Origin of the sequence: Methylophilus sp. Leaf414 (assembly GCF_001425425.1) — a bacterium.
In the GTDB taxonomy this organism is placed as follows: domain Bacteria; phylum Pseudomonadota; class Gammaproteobacteria; order Burkholderiales; family Methylophilaceae; genus Methylophilus.
In genome coordinates this window covers 170297-192666 of sequence record NZ_LMQQ01000001.1, presented here as the reverse complement: position 1 = coordinate 192666, position 22370 = coordinate 170297, and the positions used below count along the sequence as shown (strand labels likewise).

The window sequence follows — 22370 nt, the reverse complement described above, 5'->3', positions numbered from 1 at the left end:
TTTCCCTTTTTCATTCAGCGGCTTAGGGTGGTAAAATGCGACTCTTTGAAACAAAGCTACTTCGCAAATGAGTCAATACCTTACCGCCGCACTCTACAAATTCGTTACCCTGGATAATTACAAAGACCTGCAACAACCTATCCTGGAACAATGCCTGATGCTCAGGATTAAAGGCACTTTGCTGCTGGCGAATGAAGGTATCAATGGCACCATTGCCGGTAAGCCGGAAGATATAAAAGCAATTTTGAATTACCTGCGTCAGGATCCTCGCCTGGCTGACCTTGAGCATAAAGAATCCTGGGCTGACACGCATCCTTTCTATCGCATGAAGGTCAAACTGAAAAAAGAAATCGTCACCATGGGCGTGCAGGGGGTAGACCCGAACGAGGTGGTCGGTACCTATGTGAAACCGGAAGACTGGAATGCGCTGATTTCAGACCCGGATGTTATTTTGCTGGATACGCGTAACGATTACGAAGTGCATATCGGTACTTTTAAAAATGCGGTTGACCCGAAAACCACCACCTTTCGTGAATTCCCCAAGTATGTCGCAGACAATCTGGATAAAACCAAGCACAAAAAAGTAGCCATGTTTTGTACCGGCGGGATCCGTTGCGAAAAAGCATCCTCCTTTATGAAGCAGCAAGGGTTCGAAGAGGTCTATCACTTACAGGGCGGCATCCTCAAATACCTGGAAACGGTGCCGAAAGAAGAAAGTTTATGGGAGGGCGATTGTTTCGTCTTTGATCAGCGCGTTGCAGTCAAACATGGTCTGGAAGTTGGTGATCATGACCAGTGCTACGCTTGTCGCATGCCGCTGACCAGTGAAGAAAAGTTGAGTGAGCAATACGAAGCAGGCATCTCTTGCCCTTATTGCTATGAAAAACTCACAGAAGACAAACGTGAATCGCTGCGTGAGCGTCAAAAACAGGTCAAGCTAGCCAAGGTGCGCGGACAAAGCCATATCGGGGACAAACAAAAGAATTAAACTGGCAAAATATAGTTGCCAAAGTGTAAATAAATCCGCAAAGTCAGACTAGTTCCTGGTTAGTATTTATGTAAATATATGTCATGATACTTGCATGATGTGTCAGTAGCCAATAGTTATTAGGCATAGCCCATTAATCCAAAGCTCCAGGAACATGAGACTGCGATGAAATGTCCTGCAATACTAGTCACTGAACAAGAACGATTAGCTGCTTTGTCAGAGCATGGCCTCGACAATGAAAGCCTGGTACCCAGTTTAGATCCTGTCGTACATATTGCTTCACGTATGTTTGGCATGCCAGTGGCCGCCGTGAACATCATAGGCAGCGACCAAGTGTTCTTTGCTGCCAGTTTGGGGATTGGTGAAGCGGATATGAGCCGCGATGTTTCATTCTGCGCGCATGCCATCAATCAGACGCAAGTCATGGTGGTGCCCGATGCAACGCTTGATGACAGGTTTTACGATAATCCCCTCGTCACCGGCGCAACCAATCTCAGATTTTACGCAGGTGTACCACTATTATCCCCAAATGGTTTGGCGCTGGGCGCACTCTGTGTGGTAGATAACCAGCCACATTTTAATTTTTCAGAAGAAGATCAGCGCCGCCTGAAAGAGTTAGCGCAAATGGTTTCTGACCGCCTGGAATTGAGGCGTATTGAAACTGCAAGTAACCGCAACCGCCCCAGTTTTGAAGAGTACGCCGGAAGCTCAGATTCACCAGTGGTTTGGTTTGACGAGCATCGCCAGATTGTTGCCTGGAACCAGGCGGCAGCCGACTCGCATGGTTATGAGGTGTTAGAAGGGATAGGCCAGCCGATCGATATACTTATCCCTGAGCGTGAACGTTTTGTTCTGAAAGATATTATTGATCGTGCTGTAGCAACAGGTTCGCTGGATTACCTGGAAACGCCAACAGAAATTTTTGGTTTGCGCAAAGACGGTACCGAGTTCCTGTTGGGCTTATCACTGTTTAGCTGGAAAGAAGCCGGCAAAATGCGTTTTGAAGCCATTTTGAAAGATATCACTGCACAGCGCATTGAAGAAACTGAGCTTCGCCAGCGCGCCAATATTGATGTACTCACCGGCCTGGCCAATCGCGGCAGGTTTTATCGCGTGGTCGAAGAAACATTGCTCATCCCCAAGCCGGCAGCTGTCTTCATCATTGACCTTGATGGCTTTAAAGACGTCAACGACACACTGGGCCACACGATTGGAGACAAAGTTCTGCAAGCTGTCTCGATGCGCATGTCTGCAGTGGTCAATGCGCCTGGCCTGGTCGCCAGAATTGGCGGTGACGAGTTTGCCATCATCGTCCCGAATATTACCAATGCTGAAGAGGCACTGGCGTTTGCGAATGTATTGATTTCTCAAATTGCGCAGCCAATCATCATTAATGGTCACGAAATACGCGTTGCAGCAAGCTGTGGTGTAGCGCTGGCACCTCTGCAAGCGCATGAAGCATTAGAGCTGGTCAGCAATGCAGACCTTGCCTTGTTTAAAGCCAAAAGCATAGGTGGGCGCGGGCGGGCGTTTCTGTTTACCTCAGCGCTACGGATGGAAGCCGTCACACGTCGCCTTTATGCCATGGAATTGCACCGGGCGGTAGATGAAGGCGAATTTCTGCTTTATTATCAACCGCAAGTCAGTTTAGCCACTGGTGCCATTACCGGTGCAGAAGCCTTAATTCGTTGGCATCATCCCAAACGTGGCATCCTGGCACCGGCTGCATTCATGCAAGCGCTGGAAGGCGGGCCGCTGGCTGCAATCGTCGGCTCGTGGGTGCTTGATGAAGCATGCGCACAAGTTTCATACTGGCGACGCCATGGCGCGAGCCATTTGCGTATCGGCGTCAACCTGTTTGAAGCACAGTTCAGGGTAGGCAACTTGCTGGAAGAAGTCATGCAGACATTGGCCAAACATGGCTTGCCTCCCGAGGCTCTTGAGCTGGAAGTGACTGAGAATATTGCACTGGATAGCGATGAAGTGGTGCTTGAAACGCTGCGCAAGTTAAAAAGTTCTGGCGTAGGTATTGCTTTTGACGATTTTGGTACTGGCTATGCTTCTTTAAGTTTGCTCAAGACCTATCCTTTAACGCGCATTAAAATTGACCGCTCATTTGTGCATGGCATGCTGGAGCACAAGCAAGATGATTCAGTGGTTTGTGCCACGCTTGATATAGCGCACGGTTTTGATCTGCAAGCGATTGCAGAGGGCATTGAAACCCGCAGCCAATACAACTACTTAAGGGAGAAAAGCTGTGAGGAAGGACAGGGAAGCCTGTTTGGCAATCCTATGCCAGCCATGCAGTTTGCCCGTTTAATCGGCCTTAAAATTCTATCTTCGGCTGCATAACTTATGTGCGATTCGCTATTATCTGAATCAATGCAGCACTAAATAACATCGAGTGGACTAGCCACGCCGCGCCCGCCAATATTCACCACCTGCGTGTAAATCATGGTGGTGCTTATATCGGCATGACCCAATAACTCCTGCACAGTACGAATATCCTGCCCGCCCTGCAATAGATGGGTAGCAAAACTGTGGCGGAATGTATTGGGGGTCACTAATTTTTTAATCCCAGCCTGTTTCACCACCTTTTTAATTGCACGTTGTACAGTTTTTTCATCAGCATGATGGCGATAAATATCCCCTGTTTGTTGGGTAACTGAAAGCCTGCTCGAAGGGAAAGCATATTGCCATGCCCAATCTTTACTCGCCTCAGGATATTTCCTGGCTAAGCTTGCTGGCATTCTGGTTTCGCCAAATCCTTTAGCAAGGTCTTCTTCATGTAATGACTGTACTTCCAGTAAATGCGCTTTCAACGGTTCAACCAGGCTAGCAGGCAAGAGGGTAATGCGGTTTTTATACCCTTCAGTATCGCGTACAAAAATCTCAAGTTTCGCGAAATCAATATCGGTGACGCGCAGCCGCAAACACTCCATTACACGCAGGCCGCTGCCGTATAGCAAGCTGGCGATCAACCATATCGAGCCATTCAGGTTTGAAAGGATGGCCTGTACTTCGTGTTTGGTCAGGGTTATAGGCAGCGCTTTATGGGCTTTCACTTTCACCAGGTTTTCCATCACTGGTAATTCACGTTCCAGCACCTGTTCATATAAAAAACGCAGGGCGCTTTTGGCCTGGTTTTGCGTGCTGGCCGAAACTTTCTTTTCTTCAGCCAGATGGTTTAAATAAGCCTCTATTTCTTCACCACCCATATCCCGTGGGTGACGTTTGCCATGGAAAGTAATAAACCGTTTAATCCACTGAATATAAGATTCTTCGGTGCGCTTGCTGTATTGAAGTGTCGTTAAACGCTCAGTAATGCTCGGGAAAAGCTTGGGCGGAGATGATGATATAGGTGGGCTATCCATTTTTTAATCTCTATTATCAGGTGCACTAAATTTTATTTATATATTGAAATATATAACAATATGGTTAATAAAATTAATTGTAGGCATGGATTTAAATAAAATTCAATGAAGATCATCAATTGAACCAGCTTTGAATTTTTTTTGTCATCATTAATGACTAATTTATGATCCAATCTCAGCACTATTAAAGGTCACGGCGGAGGAGATATGGCTGCAAAAAACACAATTTGTCTATGGTTTGATGGCGATGCATTGGAAGCGGCAACGTTTTATGCCGCCACTTTTCCTGATAGCACGGTGGGTGCGGTACATTATGCGCCTGGCGATTACCCTTCAGGCAAACAAGGTGATGCATTGACGGTTGAGTTTACGGTAATAGGTATTCCTTGCCTTGGATTAAATGGCGGCCCGATCTTTAGACATAATGAGGCCTTCTCTTTTCAGGTAGCTACTGATGATCAGGCCGAAACTGATCGTTTATGGAGCGCGATTGTGGATAATGGAGGCGAAGAAAGCGACTGTGGCTGGTGTAAGGACAAGTGGGGAATTTCGTGGCAAATCACGCCACGCGCATTAATGGCTGCAATTACCGATCCGGACCGTGCTGCGGCCAAACGTGCTTTCGAAGCGATGATGCAGATGCAAAAGATTGATATCGCCACTATTGAAGCAGCTCGCCGCGGTTGATATCACTCTCAGCTTACTTGAGGATAGGGATAACTTTGTCGAGTAGGGTGGAGCAATTTGAATCTCCGCAACCTACCTGTTTCGCTATCAAGGGTGGACGTATAGGCATTCAGCCCGTACTATGCAGACAAAGTTAAATAATGTTGGCGAGGTTATTATGGCAATTCAGTTTTTACCTATTATCAAGGCGTTGGCACCGTATATCGCGCAAGTAGCCACTTCTGCTGTGCCTGCCTTTACTTCCAAATCTGAAGCGGCTGCCAAGGTTGATCCTTTGCTGGCCAAGCAAATTCAAGAGCTTCAGGCTGCGGCTGTGCAGAATGCAGAATCAATACATGTTTTGGCCGAGAAAATGCAGCAGGCTATCCAGCAAATTGAAGCGGCTGCGCAAGTGGCAAACAAACAGGTAGCCGCTTATAAAACCATGCTGTTTGTTTCTTTTGGCTTGTCTATCGCTGCCGTTTCAACATGCGTATACATCCTGACCAGATAAGTAAACGATGAAACCTTCGATTGCCATGATTACGCTAGGCGTAGATAACCTGGAAGCCTCGCTCAGGTTTTATCGCGATGGCATGGGATTAGCGACCGAAGGGATCATGGGAACAGAGTTTGAACATGGTGCCGTGGTGTTTTTTGAACTGAAAGGTGGCTTGAAGCTGGCACTCTGGCCGCGCGACAGCCTTGCACATGATACAAAGCTGCCAGTTTTACCTTCAAGCCCGACTAGCTTTGCGATTGCACACAACGTCGGTTCAAAAGCAGAGGTTGATGAAGTCATGACGCAAGCCAGCAAAAGCGGTGCATCCGTCACCAAGCCTGCACAGGATACTTTCTGGGGCGGTTATGGAGGCTACTTTCAAGACCCGGATGGACATCTTTGGGAAGTGGTCTGGAATCCTGATTGGCAGATTGAAGCTTAAACTTCCCAGGAGCCATCTTTGGCATTTAGCGCACATGAGGAATATATCAAAAGCCTGAGTCCTGAGATTCAGGCTTTAATGCTTTCTATCCAGGAAAAAGTCGAGACCTTGCTACCGGAAGCAATGCGTTGTATCAGCTATCAAATACCTGCATTCCGCGCCGATCAACATGTATTTTTCTATTTCGCAGCATTCAAGCAACACATCGGCATCTATCCTCCTGTCACCAAGGATTTAGCATTAATCAATGTATTGCAAGCCTACCGTGGCAAAAAAGGCAATTTATCTTTTCCACTCGATCAGCCATTGCCTCTGGAGTTGATAGGGCAGGTAGCCATGGCTTTGTACCGTGAATATGAGGCAGGTACACGCAAGGGATGAGCTTGATTTATACTTGAGTCATACCAGCAATTCACTAGATAGGCTCACCTCAACATGACAAACCTGAAAGTTACAGAAATCAAGGCATTCGTTCCGGCCAAAGACTTTGAATTATCCAGGCAGTTTTATCAGGATATTGGGTTCACCATGGCCTCAGAAGGTGGCGGTATCGCTTATTTCCACTTTGGGAATTCGAGTTTTTTACTGCAAAATTTTTGTGCTGAGGGTTTTGCCGAAAATTTCATGATGCATCTGCTGGTGGAAGACGTTGACGCATGGTGGCAGAAAATAGAGAAAAGCGGTGTGGTCAATAAATACGGCGTCAAATTGTGGCCGATAGAATTGCAGCCTTGGAAAATGCGCGATTTTTGTATCACCGATCCTTCAGGTGTGCTGTGGCGCATTGGTCAGAATGTTGATTAGCAAACAAGGGCAGTGTGATGATCAATGACTGGTTTTTCTGGGCAGCACTTTCAGCCTGCTTTGCGGCCCTCACCGCTATTTTTGCTAAAATCGGTATCACCGGCGTTGATTCTGATTTCGCTACTTTGATCCGCACGCTGGTCATCACCGCCGTGCTTGCACCCTTCGTCTGGTTTGCAGGTAAATGGAGCAATCCGTTCACCATGCCGGCGCGCTCATTATTATTCATAGGCTTATCCGCTGTCGCGACAGGAGCCTCCTGGATATGTTACTTTCGCGCGCTGCAATTGGGCGAAGCTTCGAAAGTGGCGCCAGTCGATAAATTCAGCCTGGTGCTGGTCGCGTTATTTGCCTTCCTGTTCTTGGGCGAACGCCTTTCTGCGCGAGAGTGGCTAGGTGTCGCGTTGGTAGCTATGGGGGTACTGGTGCTGGCGTTTAAACGTTAAGCTGTTGAGTGTCTTGGTAGACGGTATTGCAGATATTTTTCATAGAGTAGGCATCACAGCCCCACAAGCAAAAGTTTGCGCCGATGTCAAAATTGATAACTGGAATTAATGGTAACGTTGTCATGGAATACATATGTTACGTGGATTGATTTACGGCCTGGCCATTTTGCACCTTGGGCCAGGTTTTGCATTTGCGGTAGTGGCTTTTGGCTGTGATACTGTTAACCCCCTATTGGGTGAAGTTTGCCAGCAGGATACTTTTGCAGCATTTATTAAACTGACACTAGTAGCATGGTTAGTGATGATTGCTGCATTATTACTGAAAATAATGATTACAAATTGGATGAATAAAAAATAATATATTATTGATTTATATAATAAATTTAAAATTTATATAATCGTTTTATAAACTTTTTTCTGTACTTGCGACTCGTATGTAAGTATAAGAATGGAGAACCTTGTTTTGCTTTATCAACCTCATCGATTGTTAATCCGACCACTTTTAAAATTCACATTATTTACCCTCTGTTGGCTGATACTCAGCTGGAATATGCTTGCACCGAATGTACAGGCTGCTGATGATGTGGTACCAAGATTACTGCTATCCGGCAGTGAAGCTGCGCAAGCGGATAAAGATGCTAACAAAGAGCCTGAGCCGCCAAGAATCAGCTCGGTGTTTGGCACTCAACCCCTAAAAGTTTATAAGCTCCCTTTTGAAGACCAATATCCAAGTGGACCGTTTGAGCGCCTGGATAAACATTTATTTTTGTTTATCAGCAAGTGTGGTGATGTATATTTTGTTCGCCAGAATGAAACCATGGAGCTGGTTAAGCCCGGCAAGCAATTGGCAAAATTTATACCTGGCGGTGATACTTCGGCAGATGAGAGCAGCAGCAAGCAACTCGTTTATTGCAAAGAGCTTTCTGGCGTCAAAGACTCACTGCTGATTGGCAAAACCCTCTATGTCGCCTATACGGCCTGGGATGAAGTAACCAACGGTGTGCGCCTGGCAGTGAGCGAGTTTGCGGTGGATGTTGAAAATAGCGAGGTCAGCTTTGACCGCGAGATTTATATCAGCCGACCAGCCATTAAAGAACCGATTCTCGGTCACCAGGTAGGGGGCAAGCTGGTGTTGGGGGAAAATGAACGTACCTTGTACTTAAGCATAGGGGATTTTTCCAAACCTGACCGCGTGCAGGACAAAACTACTTCTCTTGGTAAAGTCATGCGTATTGACTTGCAGCGTTTGAATACAGAGGTATATGCCACCGGTTTCCGCTCACCTTCAGGCGGCCTGTTTTACGACAGGGAAAGTAATGAGTTGTGGTTAACGGATCACGGTCCGCGTGGTGGGGATGAGATCAACCTGATCAAGCGTGGCAAAAACTACGGCTGGCCAATAGTCAGCTATGGCACGATTTATGAGCGTGATGGCATGAGTGGCTACTACGGCAACAAATTCAATAGCCACGAGGGACATGAGAAGCCGCTAATGACATTTGTGCCTTCGATTGGGATCGGCCCACTTGCAAAATATCCGAAAACCGGTCGCAACGATTTCTGGGATAACGATTTTTTTGTCGCCGGTATGGGGAATACCACTTTGTACCGCGTTCGCCGTGAAGGCACGACGCTAGTATATGCAGAGCCGGTATTAAGTGATTACCGAATAAGAGCCATCCAGATTGATGCTAATGGCACTTTTTACCTGAAAACTGACCATAATCAATTGCTTATTTCAGAGCAGGAGTAATTTTTATGGATGCTGCGCTGCAACCTGGCCTGAGATATCAGCACCAGTTCCTGGTACCTGTTTCAAAAACTGTTCCGGCGTTATACCCGGAAGCCGAAGAGTTTCTGATGATGCCGGAAGTGTTTGCAACAGGTTTTATGGTTGGTTTTCTGGAATGGGCATGTATCAAGGCGATACAGCCTTATCTTGATCAGCCACATGAGCAAACTGTGGGCACGCATATCAATGTCAGTCATCAGTCGCCTACGCCAGCTGGATTAACCGTCATTGCTACTGTTGAGCTCATCGAAATAAATGATCGAAAATTAGTATTCAAGGTTGAGGCTCACGATGACATTGACCTGATTGCTACAGGCACCCATGAGCGTTTCGTGGTTCTCAAAGACAAATTTGATGCAAAAGTTGCAGCCAAGAAAGCTTTGCTGCAACAAACCAATAAGGCATAGACGTTGATTAAAACATTTTTGTTGTTTGCACTGACCGCAGTGGCTGAAATTGTAGGTTGCTATCTGCCTTATCTCTGGTTGAAAGAGGGAAAAAGCATGTGGTTGCTGGTGCCTGCAGGCATTAGCCTGGCGGTGTTTGCGTGGCTACTGACATTGCATCCTGCGGCAGCTGGACGTATCTACGCGGCTTATGGTGGTGTTTATATTGGCGTGGCAATCATCTGGCTGTGGCTGGTAGAAGGTATACGTCCGACCGGGTGGGATATAGTCGGCGCCGGTGTGGCAATGTTGGGAATGGCTATCATTATGTTTTCACCAAGACAACTCTGAAGTCAATTTTCTCTACCAGGCTGCTAGTTATATTTAAGATAATAAATTTTGCGCTTACTTATTCTTTTATGGACGTTACCCACGACGCTGATCGGTATGCTGGCTGCAGGAGTCTGGATGTTATTTGGCGCAAAAGCACGTCTTGCACATGGTGTAGTCGAGGTGCATGGCGGCAGGTTCGCATACTGGATGATGCGTCGCGGATTCGCGGCGATGACGCTTGGGCATGTAATATTGGGTTTCTCAGCCACAAGACTGGAGCAACTACGTCCGCATGAACACGTACATGTGCGGCAGGCTGAACGATGGGGGATTCTGTTTATCCCGGCTTATTTGTTAGCGGGACTTTGGCAGGGGTTGAGAGGGCGGCATATTTATTATGACAATCCTTTTGAGCTGGAAGCTTTCGCGATGGATGCACTGGTAGCAAAGACCAACACCCATAAAAAGGTTTGAGTCACTACCAAACAAAAAAGCGCCATAAGATTGGCGCTTTTCGGTATCCGGCGAGACTTTAATCAAAATTACTGGTATAGGCTTTCCCAGAATTTCCACCAGACTTTTTCGTCTTCGTTGATTTTTCCGGTAATCATAGGATTTTCCGGATAGTTTGTTTTGAGTACACGCAAGGTGTCCTCTTTAAGGTCGTCCAGGCCCATGGCGTCGTAAGCGCTGATCATCGTTACCAGTGCTTCTTCAACAGCACTTGAGTTAGGATAGGTTTCCAATACAAATTTGGTGCGGTTCACCGCTGCGACATACGCTTTACGTTGCATGTAATAACGGGCTACGTGCATCTCATGCATAGCCAGTGTATTGACCAGGAAAATCATACGCTGCGTGGCATCTTTCACATAGCGGCTATTGGGAAAGCGTTCGACCAGTTCCTTAAACGCATTGAATGACACGCGCAATGTTTTCGGGTCGCGATCATTGATTTCCTGTTTGGTGTATTTTTCGATAACGCCGCGTTCGTTAAAGGTGGCCAGGCCTTTCAGGTAATAGGCATAGTCGAGGTTAGGGTGGTTCGGGTGCAGTTTGATAAAGCGGTCAACGGCAGAAAGGCATAACACCGGTTCGCTTTTCTTGTAATAAGCATAGGCCACTTCAAGTTGTGCCTGGGTGGCATAAGCACCATGCGGATAACGCGCTTCCAGCTTTTGGAAGTACTCGATCGCCTTATCGTAGTTTTTATCCACCATTTTTTCTTGGCCGGCGGCGTACAGGCGTTGCTCAGGCCAGCCTTTTGTTTCATCAAGCGGATTTGGATCACCAAAAATAGCGCAAGCGCTTAAGGTAAGCGCGGCGATGAAAATAAAAGCACGCGTGAGCAGGGCGTTAAGCGGTAAAATGCGAAGCATGTTGTTCAATATCGTTATATATAAGGAAACTCAGGGCATTATAACTGATGCCGTTTGAAAATATGAAAGAAAGCGCTTCCTTACAGCTGGTCGTGCCTACCAACCTTGGTGGGCAGCGGCTGGATCTGGTGTTGCAGCAAATGCTGCCTGACCATTCACGTAGCCGGTTACAGGGTTGGATCAAAGAGGGCCTGGTATTGCTCGATGGCAAAGCGCCTACCGCCAAAACCAAAGTATGGGGTGGCGAGAACATTACCGTTACGCCGCCAGTGAATGCGCAAGACAACGCATTTGAACCCGAAGATATTCCGCTGGATATTGTTTACGAAGATGACGCACTGATTGTGATCAACAAGCCTGCCGGACTGGTGGTGCATCCTGCTGCAGGGAACTGGAGCGGCACCTTACTAAATGCTTTGCTTTTCCACCGGCCGCAACTTAAAGAGGTGCCACGTGCTGGTATTGTGCACCGGCTGGATAAAGATACCAGCGGCTTGCTGGTAGTGGCGAAAACACTAGAGGCGCAAACCAGCCTGGTGCGCCAGTTACAGGCGCATACGGTCAAGCGTGAATACCGTGCGATTGTCTGGGGCCAGCTCTGGCGCAACGGTAAGGTAGATCAGCCCATAGGTCGCCATCCACACCAGCGCGTCAAGATGGCTGTGATACGCCGCGGTAAGTCTGCAGTGACGCATTATCAGGTGCTGGAGCGTTTTGGGACCAATACCTATCTGCGCTGCAATCTAGAAACCGGGCGCACGCACCAGATCCGCGTGCATTTACAGCATTTAAAAGCACCCATGGTGGGTGATCCCTTGTACGGCATCGGCAATATCATCCCGCATAAAATGATGTCCACAGAATTGCGTGCGGTGATTGGTGATTTCAAACGCCAGGCCCTGCATGCCATTAAACTGGGTCTGACGCATCCGGTAACCAATGAACACATGGAGTGGCAAATTGAGCTGGCGGATGATATGCGTGCTTTGCTCGAGGCCATGCGTGCCACCGAAGTGCCAGATGAACCCTTATCTCCAGTTGACCTCAATGTTGACGAAAACGGATTGTTTATTGGTGACGATGATGAAGACTGGGGCGATGAAGATCTTGAGGACGACCTGGAAGATAGTGAAGAGTGGGATGATGAAGCGCTGATAGCGGACGAGGATGATGCATAAACCCGAATTTATCATTCCTGATTGGCCTGCGCCTGCGAACGTTAAAGCGTTACAAACGACGCGGGCAGGAGGTATCAGCACCGGCAGCTACGCCAGCCTGAACCTGGGTGATCATGTTAAAGATAATCCATTACACGTGGCGCACAACCGCCAGTCATTAAGCCCGTTTTTACCGACGGAACCGGTCTGGCTGCAGCAGGTGCATGGCATACGCGTAATTGATGCCAGCACTTCGAGTTGCCTTGAAACTGCTGATGCCAGTTTTTCAACGCGCAAAGAAGTCGTTTGCGTGACCATGACCGCAGATTGTCTGCCGGTGTTGCTTTGTGATGAAGCTGGCACTGTCGTTGCCGCCATTCATGCCGGCTGGCGCAGCCTTTGTGATGGTGTCATTGAAGCTGCCGTTGAAGTGATGCCAGGTGAGGCAAGTCAATTAATGGCATGGCTAGGCCCTGCAATCGGTCCGGAATCCTTTGAAGTCGGCGGTGAAGTACGGCAACAGTTTATAGTGCATGACGCGCAAGCAGAAGCTGCATTCCGTCCTCATGGCAATAAATGGCTGGGTGATTTGTATACCATCGCCAGGCAACGGTTGCAGAGTTCAGGAATTACCCGTATTTATGGTGGCGGAAGATGCACCTACAGTGAACCTGAATCTTTCTTTAGCTTCAGGCGCGATGGAGATACCGGACGCATGGCGACTTTCATCTGGCTGGAATAATCCCCCAGCTTTGCCACATAGCCATTATTCGCAATACAAGTCGTAACAATGCGACTTTTTTTAGATAAAGCACCTCATGAAAAAACACCTGATTTTTGATCTGGACGGCACTTTGATCGATTCTGCCCCCAGTATCCTGGAAGGCTATGCCCATGCATTCAAAAGCACAGCGACGCCTTTAAAAATGCCATTAAGCAATGATGTGATTGGCCCGCCACTGATTGAAAGCCTTCAATTGCTTTCCGGCCAAGACGATGATGCATTATTGCAATCACTGGCAAAGGTGTTTAAAGAACACTATGACTCAAGCGGCTACCTGAAATCGGTTGTGTTTGATGGTGTGACAGAGATGTTGCAGCAACTGCACCAGGCTGGCTACAATTTATACATCGCCACCAATAAGCGATTATTCCCAACCGAAAAAATTGTCAGGCATTTGCAGTGGGATCAGTTTTTCCAGGGTGTGTATGCCCTGGATTATTTTCAGCCTGCCCTTAGTCGCAAAGCAGATATGGTTGGCCGGATTGTGCAGGACCTGGCATTGCCGATTGAGGAATGCCTGTATATCGGCGACCGGCTGGAAGATGGCCTGGCCGCAGATGCGCACAATATGGACTTTGTGCTGGTGACCTGGGGGTATGCAGCAGATGCCTCACAAAAAAAACCGCATTGGCACCGCTGTTCGCAAGTGGATGCACTGGCAACCACCATTGCCGACTTAAAAGGATAGGGCCATGGTCAAGAACAGACTTCGACGTCCTTCGGCCAAACCTGTAGACAGTGCAGCTTCATGGCGATGGCAAGACTGGAAAGTCATGTTGCCAGTCACCATATTGACGGTTGGTTTTCTTTACTGGGGCCTGCAACATCAGTGGGATGTCAAAATGCTGGCCGGCGTGGCATTGCTGGTAGGCTTTGTTTCTGGTGCATTTGTGTGGATAGTCGGATTAATCGGTTTGTTACCGGTGATTGGTCCCATCATCGTCAAAGTATTAAGCTTTGGTTTTATCTGGTTGTTGAATGCACTCGGCTATCTGGTTTCGTTTATAGCTATCCGGCGTGGCTATTCAAAAGATGTGCTGACTTACCGCGGCTTAACCGTGGCCTTAATGTTAGGGATTGTGATTGGTTACGTGATTGCGCAATTCATCTGATCTGAAAGCCTGCATTGAGGATAACTAATTGTTTATGCTCATTTTTGCTATAACTCACGTATAATGCGCGCCTCATTTCCACAAACTATGCATGATTAATTTCCCGACATCATTAACCGCGGCGCTAGCGACCATTTCCCCACTGACTGGCCTGATTCTGGCTTGCCTGGCGGGTGGCGTTTTAAGTGTGTCGATTGCGGCGGTGTTTGCACTGAATGCCAGAAAACATTGGGTACCTTTGCTGGTCAGCTATGCTATCGGTGCCTTGCTGGCGGCAGTATTCCTGGAAATATTACCTCACGCGATTGAAACCAGCCCGAATATAGAGGCGATGACTGCCACCATGCTGTTTGGGATTTTGCTGTTTTTTGCACTGGAAAAACTGGTGCTTTGGCGCCACTGTCATGGCGAGCATTGCGAAATGCATGCCATGCACGATGAAGCTCATTGTCCGGAGCTCTCTTCAGGGTCAGGCAAGGAACAAAAAGTAAAACCTCCGCAAGGGGCTATCAAATTCAGGCCGGTGCTACCCGAATCGTCACAGGTGTTAGGGCATCATCACCACCACGATCAGGGCCGTAGCGGCATGATGATTATGATAGGCGATACCTTTCATAACTTTGTTGATGGCGTATTGATCTGCGCTGCATTTATGGTAGATATGCAGGTGGGGTTGGTCACTGCGCTTGCAATTATTGCGCACGAGATTCCGCAAGAGGTAGGGGATTTCCTGATTCTGCTGCATTCCGGCTACAGTAAGCGCAAAGCATTCCTGTTTAATATCGGCTCCAGCCTGGCAACACTGGCTGGCGGTTTAATCGCTTATGCTGGACTTTCCATGGTTGAGCACTGGGTGCCTTACATTTTGAGTCTGGCGGCTTCCAGCATGTTGTACGTGGCGGTGGCAGATTTGATTCCCGGATTACACAAACGTACCGCCTTGCGCGATACGTTATTACAGTTATTATTGATTACATTAGGCGTCGCTTCGGTCGCGGTTACCAAGTTCCTGGTGGAAGGTTAAAAGGTTTAATTTATGCAGACTATGCCTAAAGTAGGTTTTGTTTCACTGGGCTGCCCCAAGGCTGGCTCTGACTCTGAGCGTATATTGACCCAGCTGCGCGCTGAGGGTTACCAGATCAGCAACAGTTATGAACAATCCGATCTGGTGGTGGTGAATACATGCGGATTTATCGATTCCGCCGTGCAGGAATCCCTGGATGCCATTGGTGAAGCGTTGAATAAAAACGGCAAGGTGATCGTAACCGGTTGCCTGGGGGCGAAAAAAGACGTCGTTACCGGCGCGCACCCGAGCGTGCTCGCAGTCACCGGTCCGCATGCGCTGGAAGAGGTGATGGGGCATGTGCACACCCATTTACCCAAGCCGCATGATCCTTACACTGATCTTGTGCCGCCACAAGGTGTGCGCCTGACACCCAAGCATTATGCCTACCTGAAAATTTCTGAAGGCTGTAACCACCGTTGCAGTTTCTGCATTATTCCAAGCATGCGTGGTGACCTGGTCAGTCGCCCGATTGGCGATGTGATGAACGAAGCGGAAAACTTGGTCAATGCCGGTGTGTCGGAAATCCTGGTGATTTCGCAAGATACTTCTGCGTACGGCGTCGATATGAAATTCCGTAGCGGTTTCTGGAACGGCAGGCCGGTTAAAACGCATATGACGGCGTTGAGCAAGGCGCTGGGTGAATTGGGTGTATGGATACGCTTGCATTATGTGTACCCGTACCCGCATGTGGACGAAGTCATTCCGTTGATGGCAGAAGGCGCGATTCTGCCTTACCTGGATGTGCCGTTACAGCATGCAAGCCCTCGTATTCTTAAAGCGATGAAGCGCCCGGCCAGTAGCGAAAACAATCTGGCCCGTATCAAAGCCTGGCGCGAAACCTGCCCTGAGATTGCTATTCGCAGTACGTTTATTGTCGGTTTCCCAGGCGAAACTGAAGACGACTTTAAAATGCTGCTCGACTTTATGGAAGAAGCACAACTGGACCGCGTCGGTTGCTTTGCCTATTCCGCAGTGGATGGCGCAACCGCCAATGCACTGGATTTTCAGGTGCCGGAAGAAATCAAGAAAGAGCGCCTGAGCCGCTTTATGGAAGTGCAGGAACGTATCAGTGCTGCCAAAGTGGCTGCCAAAGTGGGTAGCCTGCAAACTGTGCTGGTGGATGAACTGACTGAAGATGATGATGGCAACGTGATTGCCATTGCGCGCACCAAAGCGGATGCGCCGGAAATTGACGGTATTGTTTACCTGCAGGACGCTGAGGGTATTAGCCCGGGTGATTTTGTCGATGTACAGATTGTCGATGCACAAGGGCATGACCTGATAGGTGCGCCACCCGAGTTTTAATGAACTGGATAGAATAAAAAATGCCGCAAATTGCGGCATTTTTTATTTGATAGTACGGGTTAGCGCCGTGACTTAAATCCAGTAGTGCTATGGAGTTGTTAAAACTAATTATGCAGGTTGGCTGAATTGAGGCCGTTCGCAATCAGCCCGATCAGCAAAAATATCCAGTGTAAAAGGGCAGCGTTTCAGTTTGGATTGGATATTTTTACTTTTATTCGTTTTTGCCAGGTTCACATAAGGCGTCTGGCTTAGCCTGACATAACCTGACTGCAGCAGCTTGTGTTCGGTGGTTTCAAACTGGCTCAATGGGTTATCCATATTTTGCAAGGTGATGCCTTGCTTGTGCACGGCAATCACATGATAAATCACACTGGTTTGACCAGACATGGCGGGTTTGCCATAAAGCTCGCCGACATGAATCTCACCGCTGGAAGAAATAGACTGCATCATGAGCGCATGATAACGCGTTTGCTTCGGCGCTTCAATCTGAGTAATCCAGGTTTGTGGCACAGCATGAGCGGCGTCAGCATGATAAAATAGGCCGCTTAAGTATTTAGAGAGTCATCATGCAACAAGCTGTTAAAACCCGTTTCGCACCCAGCCCAACCGGCTACCTGCATATTGGTGGTGCACGTACCGCATTATTTTCCTGGGCCTATGCCAAACGCCATGGCGGCCAGTTTATCCTGCGGATCGAAGATACGGATGTTGCGCGCTCTACACCTGAAGCTGTGCAAGCGATTCTGGATGGCATGGCCTGGCTGCAGCTGGATCATGATGAAGGCCCTTACTACCAGATGCAACGCATGGATACATACAAGGCCATGATTCAGAAAATGCTGGATGCTGGCCAGGCTTATTATTGTTACAGCAGCAAAGAGGAGCTGGATGCCCTGCGTGAAAGCCAGATGCAGCAGGGCTTGAAGCCGCGTTACGATGGCCGCTGGCGTCCTGAACCAGGCAAAGTGTTGCCTGAGCCGCCAAAAGATGTGCCGCCAGTCGTGCGTTTTAAAAACCCGCAAGAGGGTGTGGTCGCCTGGGATGATTTGGTCAAAGGTCGCATAGAGATCGCTAATGCTGAACTGGATGACCTGATTATTGCCAGGGGCGACGGTACGCCTACTTACAATTTTTGTGTGGTAGTCGATGACTGGGAAATGGGCGTGACGCAGGTCATCCGTGGCGATGATCACGTGAATAACACTCCACGCCAGATCAATATGTTGCAGGCATTGGGTGCGCAGGTTCCACAGTATGCCCATTTGTCCATGATTCTGGGCGATGACGGTCAAAAACTCTCAAAACGCCATGGTGCCGTCAGCGTGATGCAATACCATGAAGATGGTTATTTGCGCGAAGCAGTATTGAATTACCTTGCTCGTTTGGGCTGGTCACATGGCGACGATGAAGTATTTGATATGGCACAGTTTTGCCAGTGGTTTGATCTCGACCATATCACGCCATCCGCCGCGCAATTTAATACCGAAAAACTTAACTGGTTAAATGCGCATTACATTAAAACTTTACCGTTGGAACAGATTGCTGCTGAAGTGAAGCCACGGTTGACTAAGTTGGGGGTCAGCGAGACTCAATCGCCAGATTTAATGGCAGTACTGAATTTATACCGTGAACGAACGAATAACCTGAATCAGTTGGCACAGGAGATCTTCTTCTTTTACCAAATGCCAGCGATCAATGATGCGGATGCAAGCAAGCATATCCAGCCTGAAACAGCTGCTTACATTGAAAGTTTTCTGGAAAAGGTTAAAGATTCCGCCTGGACTGCCGATAAATTACACGATGGCCTGAATCAGGTCGTCACTGAGCAGCAGATTAAATTCCCCAAATTGGCCATGCCATTGCGGGTGGCTTTAATCGGGATTGCACAGTCGCCGAGTATTGATCAGGTGATGTCGATTCTAGGCAAAGAAACCTGTTTACAACGCATTCGCGCTTTATTCCCAAAAAAATAAAGCAGAAGCATTGAAATTGGAACAAATTGGTACAATCATAGTCCCTGATAGGGATTGGTGTTCTACATAATAAAAACTCCAATATATGATTAAAACAAAGAAGGAGCAACTCGATGAATAATAAAGGCCAAATGCTGCAGGACCCTTTTCTGAATGCTTTAAGAAAAGAGCACGTACAAGTGTCTATTTATCTCGTAAACGGTATTAAATTACAAGGCCAGGTTGATTCGTTTGATCAGTATGTTATTTTGCTGAAAAACACGGTTACCCAGATGGTATACAAGCACGCTATCTCTACCATCGTACCAGCCCGTCCAGTTAGCCTGGGGTCACACGAGCCCGCACAAGAATCTTAATGCATGTTTGATAGACCTAGCGGCGGAGATGCTGTCGTTCTGGTCAGTGTCAACTTTGGTGATGCTGATTACGAAGAAAGTTTACAAGAGCTCCGCCACCTTGCCGGTACTGCCGGATTAAATATTTCTGCTACGCTTGAAGGCAAACGACAGTCGCCAGACCCTAAGTTTTTTATCGGGTCGGGCAAAGCGGATGAACTCAAAGCATTAATGGCCACATACGAAAGTAAGGTGGCTGCGTTTAATCACGACCTCAGCCCATCGCAACAACGCAACCTTGAAAAGTTTCTGGAAGCCCGTGTGGTTGACCGTACCGGACTGATTCTTGATATTTTCGCCCAGCGTGCGCAATCGCATGAAGGTAAGTTACAGGTCGAACTGGCGCAGTTAGAGCATTTATCGACCAGGCTTGTACGTGGCTGGACCCACCTTGAGCGTCAAAAGGGCGGTATCGGTGTACGTGGCGGCCCTGGTGAAACGCAGCTTGAGCTGGACAGGCGCATGTTGCGGGTGCGTGTCAAACAGTTGCGTGAAAGGCTAGAAAAACTCAAACAGCAGCGTGGCATGCAGCGTCGTGCGCGTAAGCGTTCCAACCTGATGACGGTTTCACTGGTTGGCTACACCAACGCCGGTAAATCCACCTTGTTCAATCGGCTGACACATTCTGGTGTTTACGCAGCAGACCAGCTATTTGCAACACTGGACACGACTTCGCGCAAAATGCATTTGCCGGAAGGATATCCCGTCGTGCTTTCTGACACGGTTGGTTTCATCAAACATTTACCCACCACGCTGATCGAAGCCTTTGGTGCCACGCTTGAAGAAGCTTCACAGGCAGATTTATTGCTGCATATTGTGGACGTCGCCAGCCCTAATCGCGACACACAAATCGAGCAAGTGAATATCGTCCTGAACGAGATTGGTGCCTCGCAAGTGACGCAAATTGTAGTGCTGAACCAGATTGATCGCATGGGTATGTCACCGGGAATCGACCGCGACGAGTATGGTAATATCAGGACAGTACGCGTCTCAGCCATGGATGGTACTGGTATCGAGGATTTACGTCAGGCATTGCTGGAACATCAGCAACATCTGAAGAAACTGAGCACGGAAGAGCGTGCTTACGTTTAACCGGAAAATAAAACACGGAGTAGAGAATGAGAAAGTTTCCAGGCTTTTGGAATAAGAATAACGAGGGCCCGCCCGATCTGGACGAGGTTTTCAAAGATTTGAATCAAAAGCTGAATCGTATGTTCGGTGGTAAGGGCGGACAGGGTGGCCCTAAGAGTAACTCACCTGCGCCACAGCCTTTGCCAATTGCACCGATTTTAGGTTTGGTGGCGTTAATTTGGCTGGGTTCAGGCTTTTACATTGTGGATCAGGGTTCACGCGGTGTAGTGTTGCGCTTTGGCAAACATGTAGAAACGACTACGCCTGGGCCGCGCTGGCATCTGCCTTTCCCGATTGAAACGGTTGAAAATGTAAACCTCGAGCAAGTGCGCACCATTGAGTTGGGCTATCGTTCATTTGAAGGTGAGTCTGGCCGTAGTAAAGAGCCGCGCGAGTCTTTGATGCTGACCGATGATGAAAACATTATTGACCTGCAGGTGGCCGTTCAATACAACCTCAAATCTGTAGAGGATTTCCAGTTTAGCAATCGTTCGACTGAAGAAAGCGTACGCGGCATTGCCGAGACAGCTATTCGCGAGATCGCCGGTAAAAGCAAAATGGATTTCGTCCTATATGAAGGCCGTGACGAAGTTGCCGCCAAAGCGAAAAAGCTGATGCAGGAAATGCTGGATAGGTACAAATCCGGCGTGCACGTGGTGAATGTCACCATGCAAAATGCGCAGCCACCCGAGCAGGTACAGGCTGCGTTTGATGATGCAGTGAAAGCCAAGCAAGACCTTGAGCGCCAAAAGAATGAAGGTCAGGCTTACGCCAATGATGTCATCCCTAAAGCGCGAGGAACGGCAGCACGTTTGTCTGAAGAAGCTTCTGGTTATAAATTACGTGTAGAAAATGAAGCCAAAGGTAATGCCGACCGCTTTGAGCAGATTTTGACCCAGTACAACAAGGCGCCGGAAGTGACGCGTCAACGTTTGTATATCGATGCGCAAGAACATATCCTGGCCAATACCAGCAAAGTTTTGGTGGACCAAAAAGGCGGCAATAGCCTGCTTTATTTGCCATTGGATAAATTGATGGGCGCAAGCGGGGCCGGGGGCGGTAGTAACGCTGTACCAGCAGCTGAAAAGCCGGCGCAAGAATCCTCACAATCATCTGATGCCGGTGTTCTGGATCGCACGCGCGATGCCATGCGTAGCCGTGATCGTGAATATCGCTAGTTTGCCCTGAAGGAAAAAGAACATGAGAAATATTGGAAGTGTGTTAATCGGGGTATTTGTATTGCTGGTAGTAATTACCTCATCAGCGTATACCGTAGATCAGCGTGAGTTTGCCTTGGTGTTCCGTTTGGGTGAAATCGTATCGGTCAAAAAGGAGCCTGGCCTCTACTTCAAGATGCCGATGGTGGAAAATATACGTTATTACGATAAACGTATCCTCACCCTGAACTGGGAAGAGCCAGACCGCTTTATTACCAGCGAGAAGAAAAACGTGCTGGTGGATTCTTTCATCAAGTGGCGCATTATTGATCCGGCAAAATACTATGTTTCTGTGCGAGGTGAAGAAGTACAGGCTGAGCGTCGTATTTCGCAAATGGTCAACGATGGTTTACGTGCTGAAATTGGTAAACGTAATATCCACGACGTAGTTTCTGGCGAACGTGCCACGATCATGAATATTCTGCGTGAACGCGCTGACAAGGAAAGCCGCCAGATGGGCATCCAGATTCTGGATGTGCGTTTGCGCCGGGTTGACCTGACTAAAGAAGTCAGCGAGTCTGTCTACCAGCGTATGGAAGCCGAGCGTAAATCTGTGGCTAACGAATTGCGTTCGCAAGGTTCTGCGGCAGCCGAGAAAATCCGTGCTGATGCAGACAGACAGCGTGAAGTCATTATTGCAGAAGCCTACCGTGAGGCACAAAAAGTAAAAGGCGAGGGCGATGCCAAAGCGGCTGAGGTTTATGCGCAGGCATATGGCAAAAACCCTGAGTTTTATGCGTTTTACCGTAGCCAGGAAGCTTACAAAAACAGCTTCAAAAGTAAATCTGACGTAATGGTGATCGACCAGAGTTCAGACTTCTTTAAATACATGCGTAATTCCGGTAAAAAATAATCAGTCTATCTGCAAAATCATTGTATGAAGTGGTGGTGGCTGATTGGTGGTGTATTGTTGATTGAGGGTTTAATGCCATTAATATTTACCCAGGCATGGCGGCAAACCTTTGAGAAGCTGCTGCAACTGAGAGACGGACAGATTCGTTTTATCGGATTTATTTCAGCGTTAGTTGGGCTACTGATTTTATGGCTTAATCGCTGATCGCAGACTTGAAATATATGAAGGCACGCTTAATCAGCGTGCCTTTTTTATATTCGCCTCT

The 22370-nt window shown here is 48.1% G+C and carries 28 protein-coding genes; 25 read left to right on the top strand and 3 right to left on the bottom strand.

All coding sequences use genetic code 11. The annotated features are described in order from the left end of the window. Window positions 1-67: 67 nt before the first annotated feature. Both ASG24_RS00890 and ASG24_RS00885 read left to right on the top strand, forming a co-directional pair. On the top strand, window positions 68-988 hold the full coding sequence (locus tag ASG24_RS00890; RefSeq protein WP_055866765.1) for a rhodanese-related sulfurtransferase: 921 nt from the start codon (window positions 68-70) through the stop codon (window positions 986-988). A gap of 165 nt (window positions 989-1153) precedes the next feature. Next, entirely contained in the window at window positions 1154-3340 is a 2187-nt protein-coding gene (locus tag ASG24_RS00885; RefSeq protein ID WP_055866762.1) for a bifunctional diguanylate cyclase/phosphodiesterase, read from the top strand. A 38-nt stretch (window positions 3341-3378) separates the two neighbouring features. Here ASG24_RS00885 and ASG24_RS00880 read toward each other — a convergent pair whose 3' ends face one another. Continuing rightward, window positions 3379-4362 (bottom strand): integron integrase, encoded by a 984-nt coding sequence (locus ASG24_RS00880; RefSeq protein ID WP_055866759.1) that lies wholly within the window; start codon window positions 4360-4362, stop codon window positions 3379-3381. Between the two features lie 207 nt (window positions 4363-4569). On the opposite strand from ASG24_RS00880, the gene ASG24_RS00875 reads away from it, so the two are divergent. The 11 genes from ASG24_RS00875 to ASG24_RS00825 all read left to right on the top strand — a co-directional run bounded on the left by ASG24_RS00875 (window position 4570) and on the right by ASG24_RS00825 (window position 10207). After that, window positions 4570-5049 (top strand): VOC family protein, encoded by a 480-nt coding sequence (locus tag ASG24_RS00875; RefSeq protein WP_055866757.1) that lies wholly within the window; start codon window positions 4570-4572, stop codon window positions 5047-5049. A gap of 157 nt (window positions 5050-5206) precedes the next feature. Further along, entirely contained in the window at window positions 5207-5542 is a 336-nt protein-coding gene (locus tag ASG24_RS00870) for a hypothetical protein (protein ID WP_055827196.1), read from the top strand. 7 nt (window positions 5543-5549) lie between these two features. Continuing rightward, window positions 5550-5972: a VOC family protein gene (locus ASG24_RS00865; RefSeq protein ID WP_055866754.1), complete on the top strand. Its 423-nt coding sequence runs from the start codon at window positions 5550-5552 to the stop codon at window positions 5970-5972. An 18-nt stretch (window positions 5973-5990) separates the two neighbouring features. After that, window positions 5991-6353: an iron chaperone gene (locus ASG24_RS00860; RefSeq protein WP_055866751.1), complete on the top strand. Its 363-nt coding sequence runs from the start codon at window positions 5991-5993 to the stop codon at window positions 6351-6353. Window positions 6354-6407: 54 nt separating this feature from the next. After that, the gene (locus ASG24_RS00855) at window positions 6408-6776 is read left to right on the top strand and encodes a VOC family protein (RefSeq protein WP_055866747.1); all 369 of its coding nucleotides are present in this window, start codon (window positions 6408-6410) and stop codon (window positions 6774-6776) included. A gap of 14 nt (window positions 6777-6790) precedes the next feature. Beyond that, window positions 6791-7222 carry an EamA family transporter gene (locus ASG24_RS00850; protein ID WP_229007461.1) on the top strand — a complete coding sequence of 144 codons (432 nt, stop codon included), beginning with the start codon at window positions 6791-6793 and terminating at the stop codon, window positions 7220-7222. 133 nt (window positions 7223-7355) lie between these two features. Then, window positions 7356-7580: a hypothetical protein gene (locus ASG24_RS00845; protein WP_055866742.1), complete on the top strand. Its 225-nt coding sequence runs from the start codon at window positions 7356-7358 to the stop codon at window positions 7578-7580. Between the two features lie 192 nt (window positions 7581-7772). Beyond that, entirely contained in the window at window positions 7773-8975 is a 1203-nt protein-coding gene (locus tag ASG24_RS00840; RefSeq protein WP_055825337.1) for a PQQ-dependent sugar dehydrogenase, read from the top strand. Window positions 8976-8980: 5 nt separating this feature from the next. Further along, on the top strand, window positions 8981-9421 hold the full coding sequence (locus ASG24_RS00835; RefSeq protein ID WP_055866739.1) for a thioesterase family protein: 441 nt from the start codon (window positions 8981-8983) through the stop codon (window positions 9419-9421). 3 nt (window positions 9422-9424) lie between these two features. After that, a complete protein-coding gene (locus ASG24_RS00830) occupies window positions 9425-9751 on the top strand; it encodes a YnfA family protein (RefSeq protein WP_055866737.1) in 327 nt (108 codons plus the stop codon). A gap of 48 nt (window positions 9752-9799) precedes the next feature. Beyond that, the gene (locus ASG24_RS00825) at window positions 9800-10207 is read left to right on the top strand and encodes a hypothetical protein (RefSeq protein WP_235559624.1); all 408 of its coding nucleotides are present in this window, start codon (window positions 9800-9802) and stop codon (window positions 10205-10207) included. 68 nt (window positions 10208-10275) lie between these two features. On the opposite strand, the gene ASG24_RS00820 is transcribed toward ASG24_RS00825, so the two are convergent. Beyond that, the gene (locus ASG24_RS00820) at window positions 10276-11112 is read right to left on the bottom strand and encodes an outer membrane protein assembly factor BamD (RefSeq protein WP_055866734.1); all 837 of its coding nucleotides are present in this window, start codon (window positions 11110-11112) and stop codon (window positions 10276-10278) included. 47 nt (window positions 11113-11159) lie between these two features. On the opposite strand from ASG24_RS00820, the gene rluD reads away from it, so the two are divergent. The 6 genes from rluD to rimO all read left to right on the top strand — a co-directional run bounded on the left by rluD (window position 11160) and on the right by rimO (window position 16536). After that, window positions 11160-12290 carry a 23S rRNA pseudouridine(1911/1915/1917) synthase RluD gene (gene rluD / locus ASG24_RS00815; protein ID WP_055866731.1) on the top strand — a complete coding sequence of 377 codons (1131 nt, stop codon included), beginning with the start codon at window positions 11160-11162 and terminating at the stop codon, window positions 12288-12290. Beyond that, window positions 12280-13011, top strand: coding sequence for a peptidoglycan editing factor PgeF (gene pgeF / locus ASG24_RS00810; RefSeq protein WP_156376496.1), 732 nt, complete (start codon window positions 12280-12282; stop codon window positions 13009-13011). Before rluD ends, pgeF begins: the two co-directional genes overlap by 11 nt. Window positions 13012-13087: 76 nt before the next feature. Then, window positions 13088-13741: an HAD family hydrolase gene (locus tag ASG24_RS00805; RefSeq protein WP_055866728.1), complete on the top strand. Its 654-nt coding sequence runs from the start codon at window positions 13088-13090 to the stop codon at window positions 13739-13741. A gap of 4 nt (window positions 13742-13745) precedes the next feature. Further along, window positions 13746-14165 (top strand): hypothetical protein, encoded by a 420-nt coding sequence (locus tag ASG24_RS00800; RefSeq protein ID WP_055866726.1) that lies wholly within the window; start codon window positions 13746-13748, stop codon window positions 14163-14165. A 91-nt stretch (window positions 14166-14256) separates the two neighbouring features. Continuing rightward, complete coding sequence (locus ASG24_RS00795; RefSeq protein ID WP_055866723.1) at window positions 14257-15189, top strand: ZIP family metal transporter; 933 nt, start codon at window positions 14257-14259, stop codon at window positions 15187-15189. Window positions 15190-15201: 12 nt separating this feature from the next. Further along, window positions 15202-16536, top strand: a complete 1335-nt coding sequence (rimO, locus tag ASG24_RS00790) for a 30S ribosomal protein S12 methylthiotransferase RimO (RefSeq protein WP_055866720.1) — start codon at window positions 15202-15204, stop codon at window positions 16534-16536. Between the two features lie 108 nt (window positions 16537-16644). On the opposite strand, the gene ASG24_RS00785 is transcribed toward rimO, so the two are convergent. Next, window positions 16645-16986, bottom strand: coding sequence for a hypothetical protein (locus ASG24_RS00785; RefSeq protein ID WP_055868339.1), 342 nt, complete (start codon window positions 16984-16986; stop codon window positions 16645-16647). 116 nt (window positions 16987-17102) lie between these two features. Between ASG24_RS00785 and gltX the strand changes: the two genes are divergently transcribed. The 6 genes from gltX (at window position 17103) to ASG24_RS00755 (ending at window position 22309) form a co-directional block, all read left to right on the top strand. Then, window positions 17103-18509, top strand: coding sequence for a glutamate--tRNA ligase (gene gltX, locus ASG24_RS00780; RefSeq protein WP_055866717.1), 1407 nt, complete (start codon window positions 17103-17105; stop codon window positions 18507-18509). Between the two features lie 113 nt (window positions 18510-18622). After that, window positions 18623-18865 (top strand): RNA chaperone Hfq, encoded by a 243-nt coding sequence (hfq, locus tag ASG24_RS00775; RefSeq protein ID WP_055825305.1) that lies wholly within the window; start codon window positions 18623-18625, stop codon window positions 18863-18865. Between the two features lie 3 nt (window positions 18866-18868). Beyond that, entirely contained in the window at window positions 18869-19996 is a 1128-nt protein-coding gene (hflX, locus tag ASG24_RS00770) for a GTPase HflX (protein ID WP_055866716.1), read from the top strand. 26 nt (window positions 19997-20022) lie between these two features. Further along, complete coding sequence (gene hflK / locus ASG24_RS00765) at window positions 20023-21213, top strand: FtsH protease activity modulator HflK (protein WP_055866712.1); 1191 nt, start codon at window positions 20023-20025, stop codon at window positions 21211-21213. 22 nt (window positions 21214-21235) lie between these two features. Further along, window positions 21236-22105, top strand: coding sequence for a protease modulator HflC (gene hflC / locus ASG24_RS00760; protein WP_055866709.1), 870 nt, complete (start codon window positions 21236-21238; stop codon window positions 22103-22105). A gap of 24 nt (window positions 22106-22129) precedes the next feature. Then, window positions 22130-22309 (top strand): DUF2065 domain-containing protein, encoded by a 180-nt coding sequence (locus ASG24_RS00755; protein WP_055825293.1) that lies wholly within the window; start codon window positions 22130-22132, stop codon window positions 22307-22309. Window positions 22310-22370 lie beyond the last annotated feature (61 nt).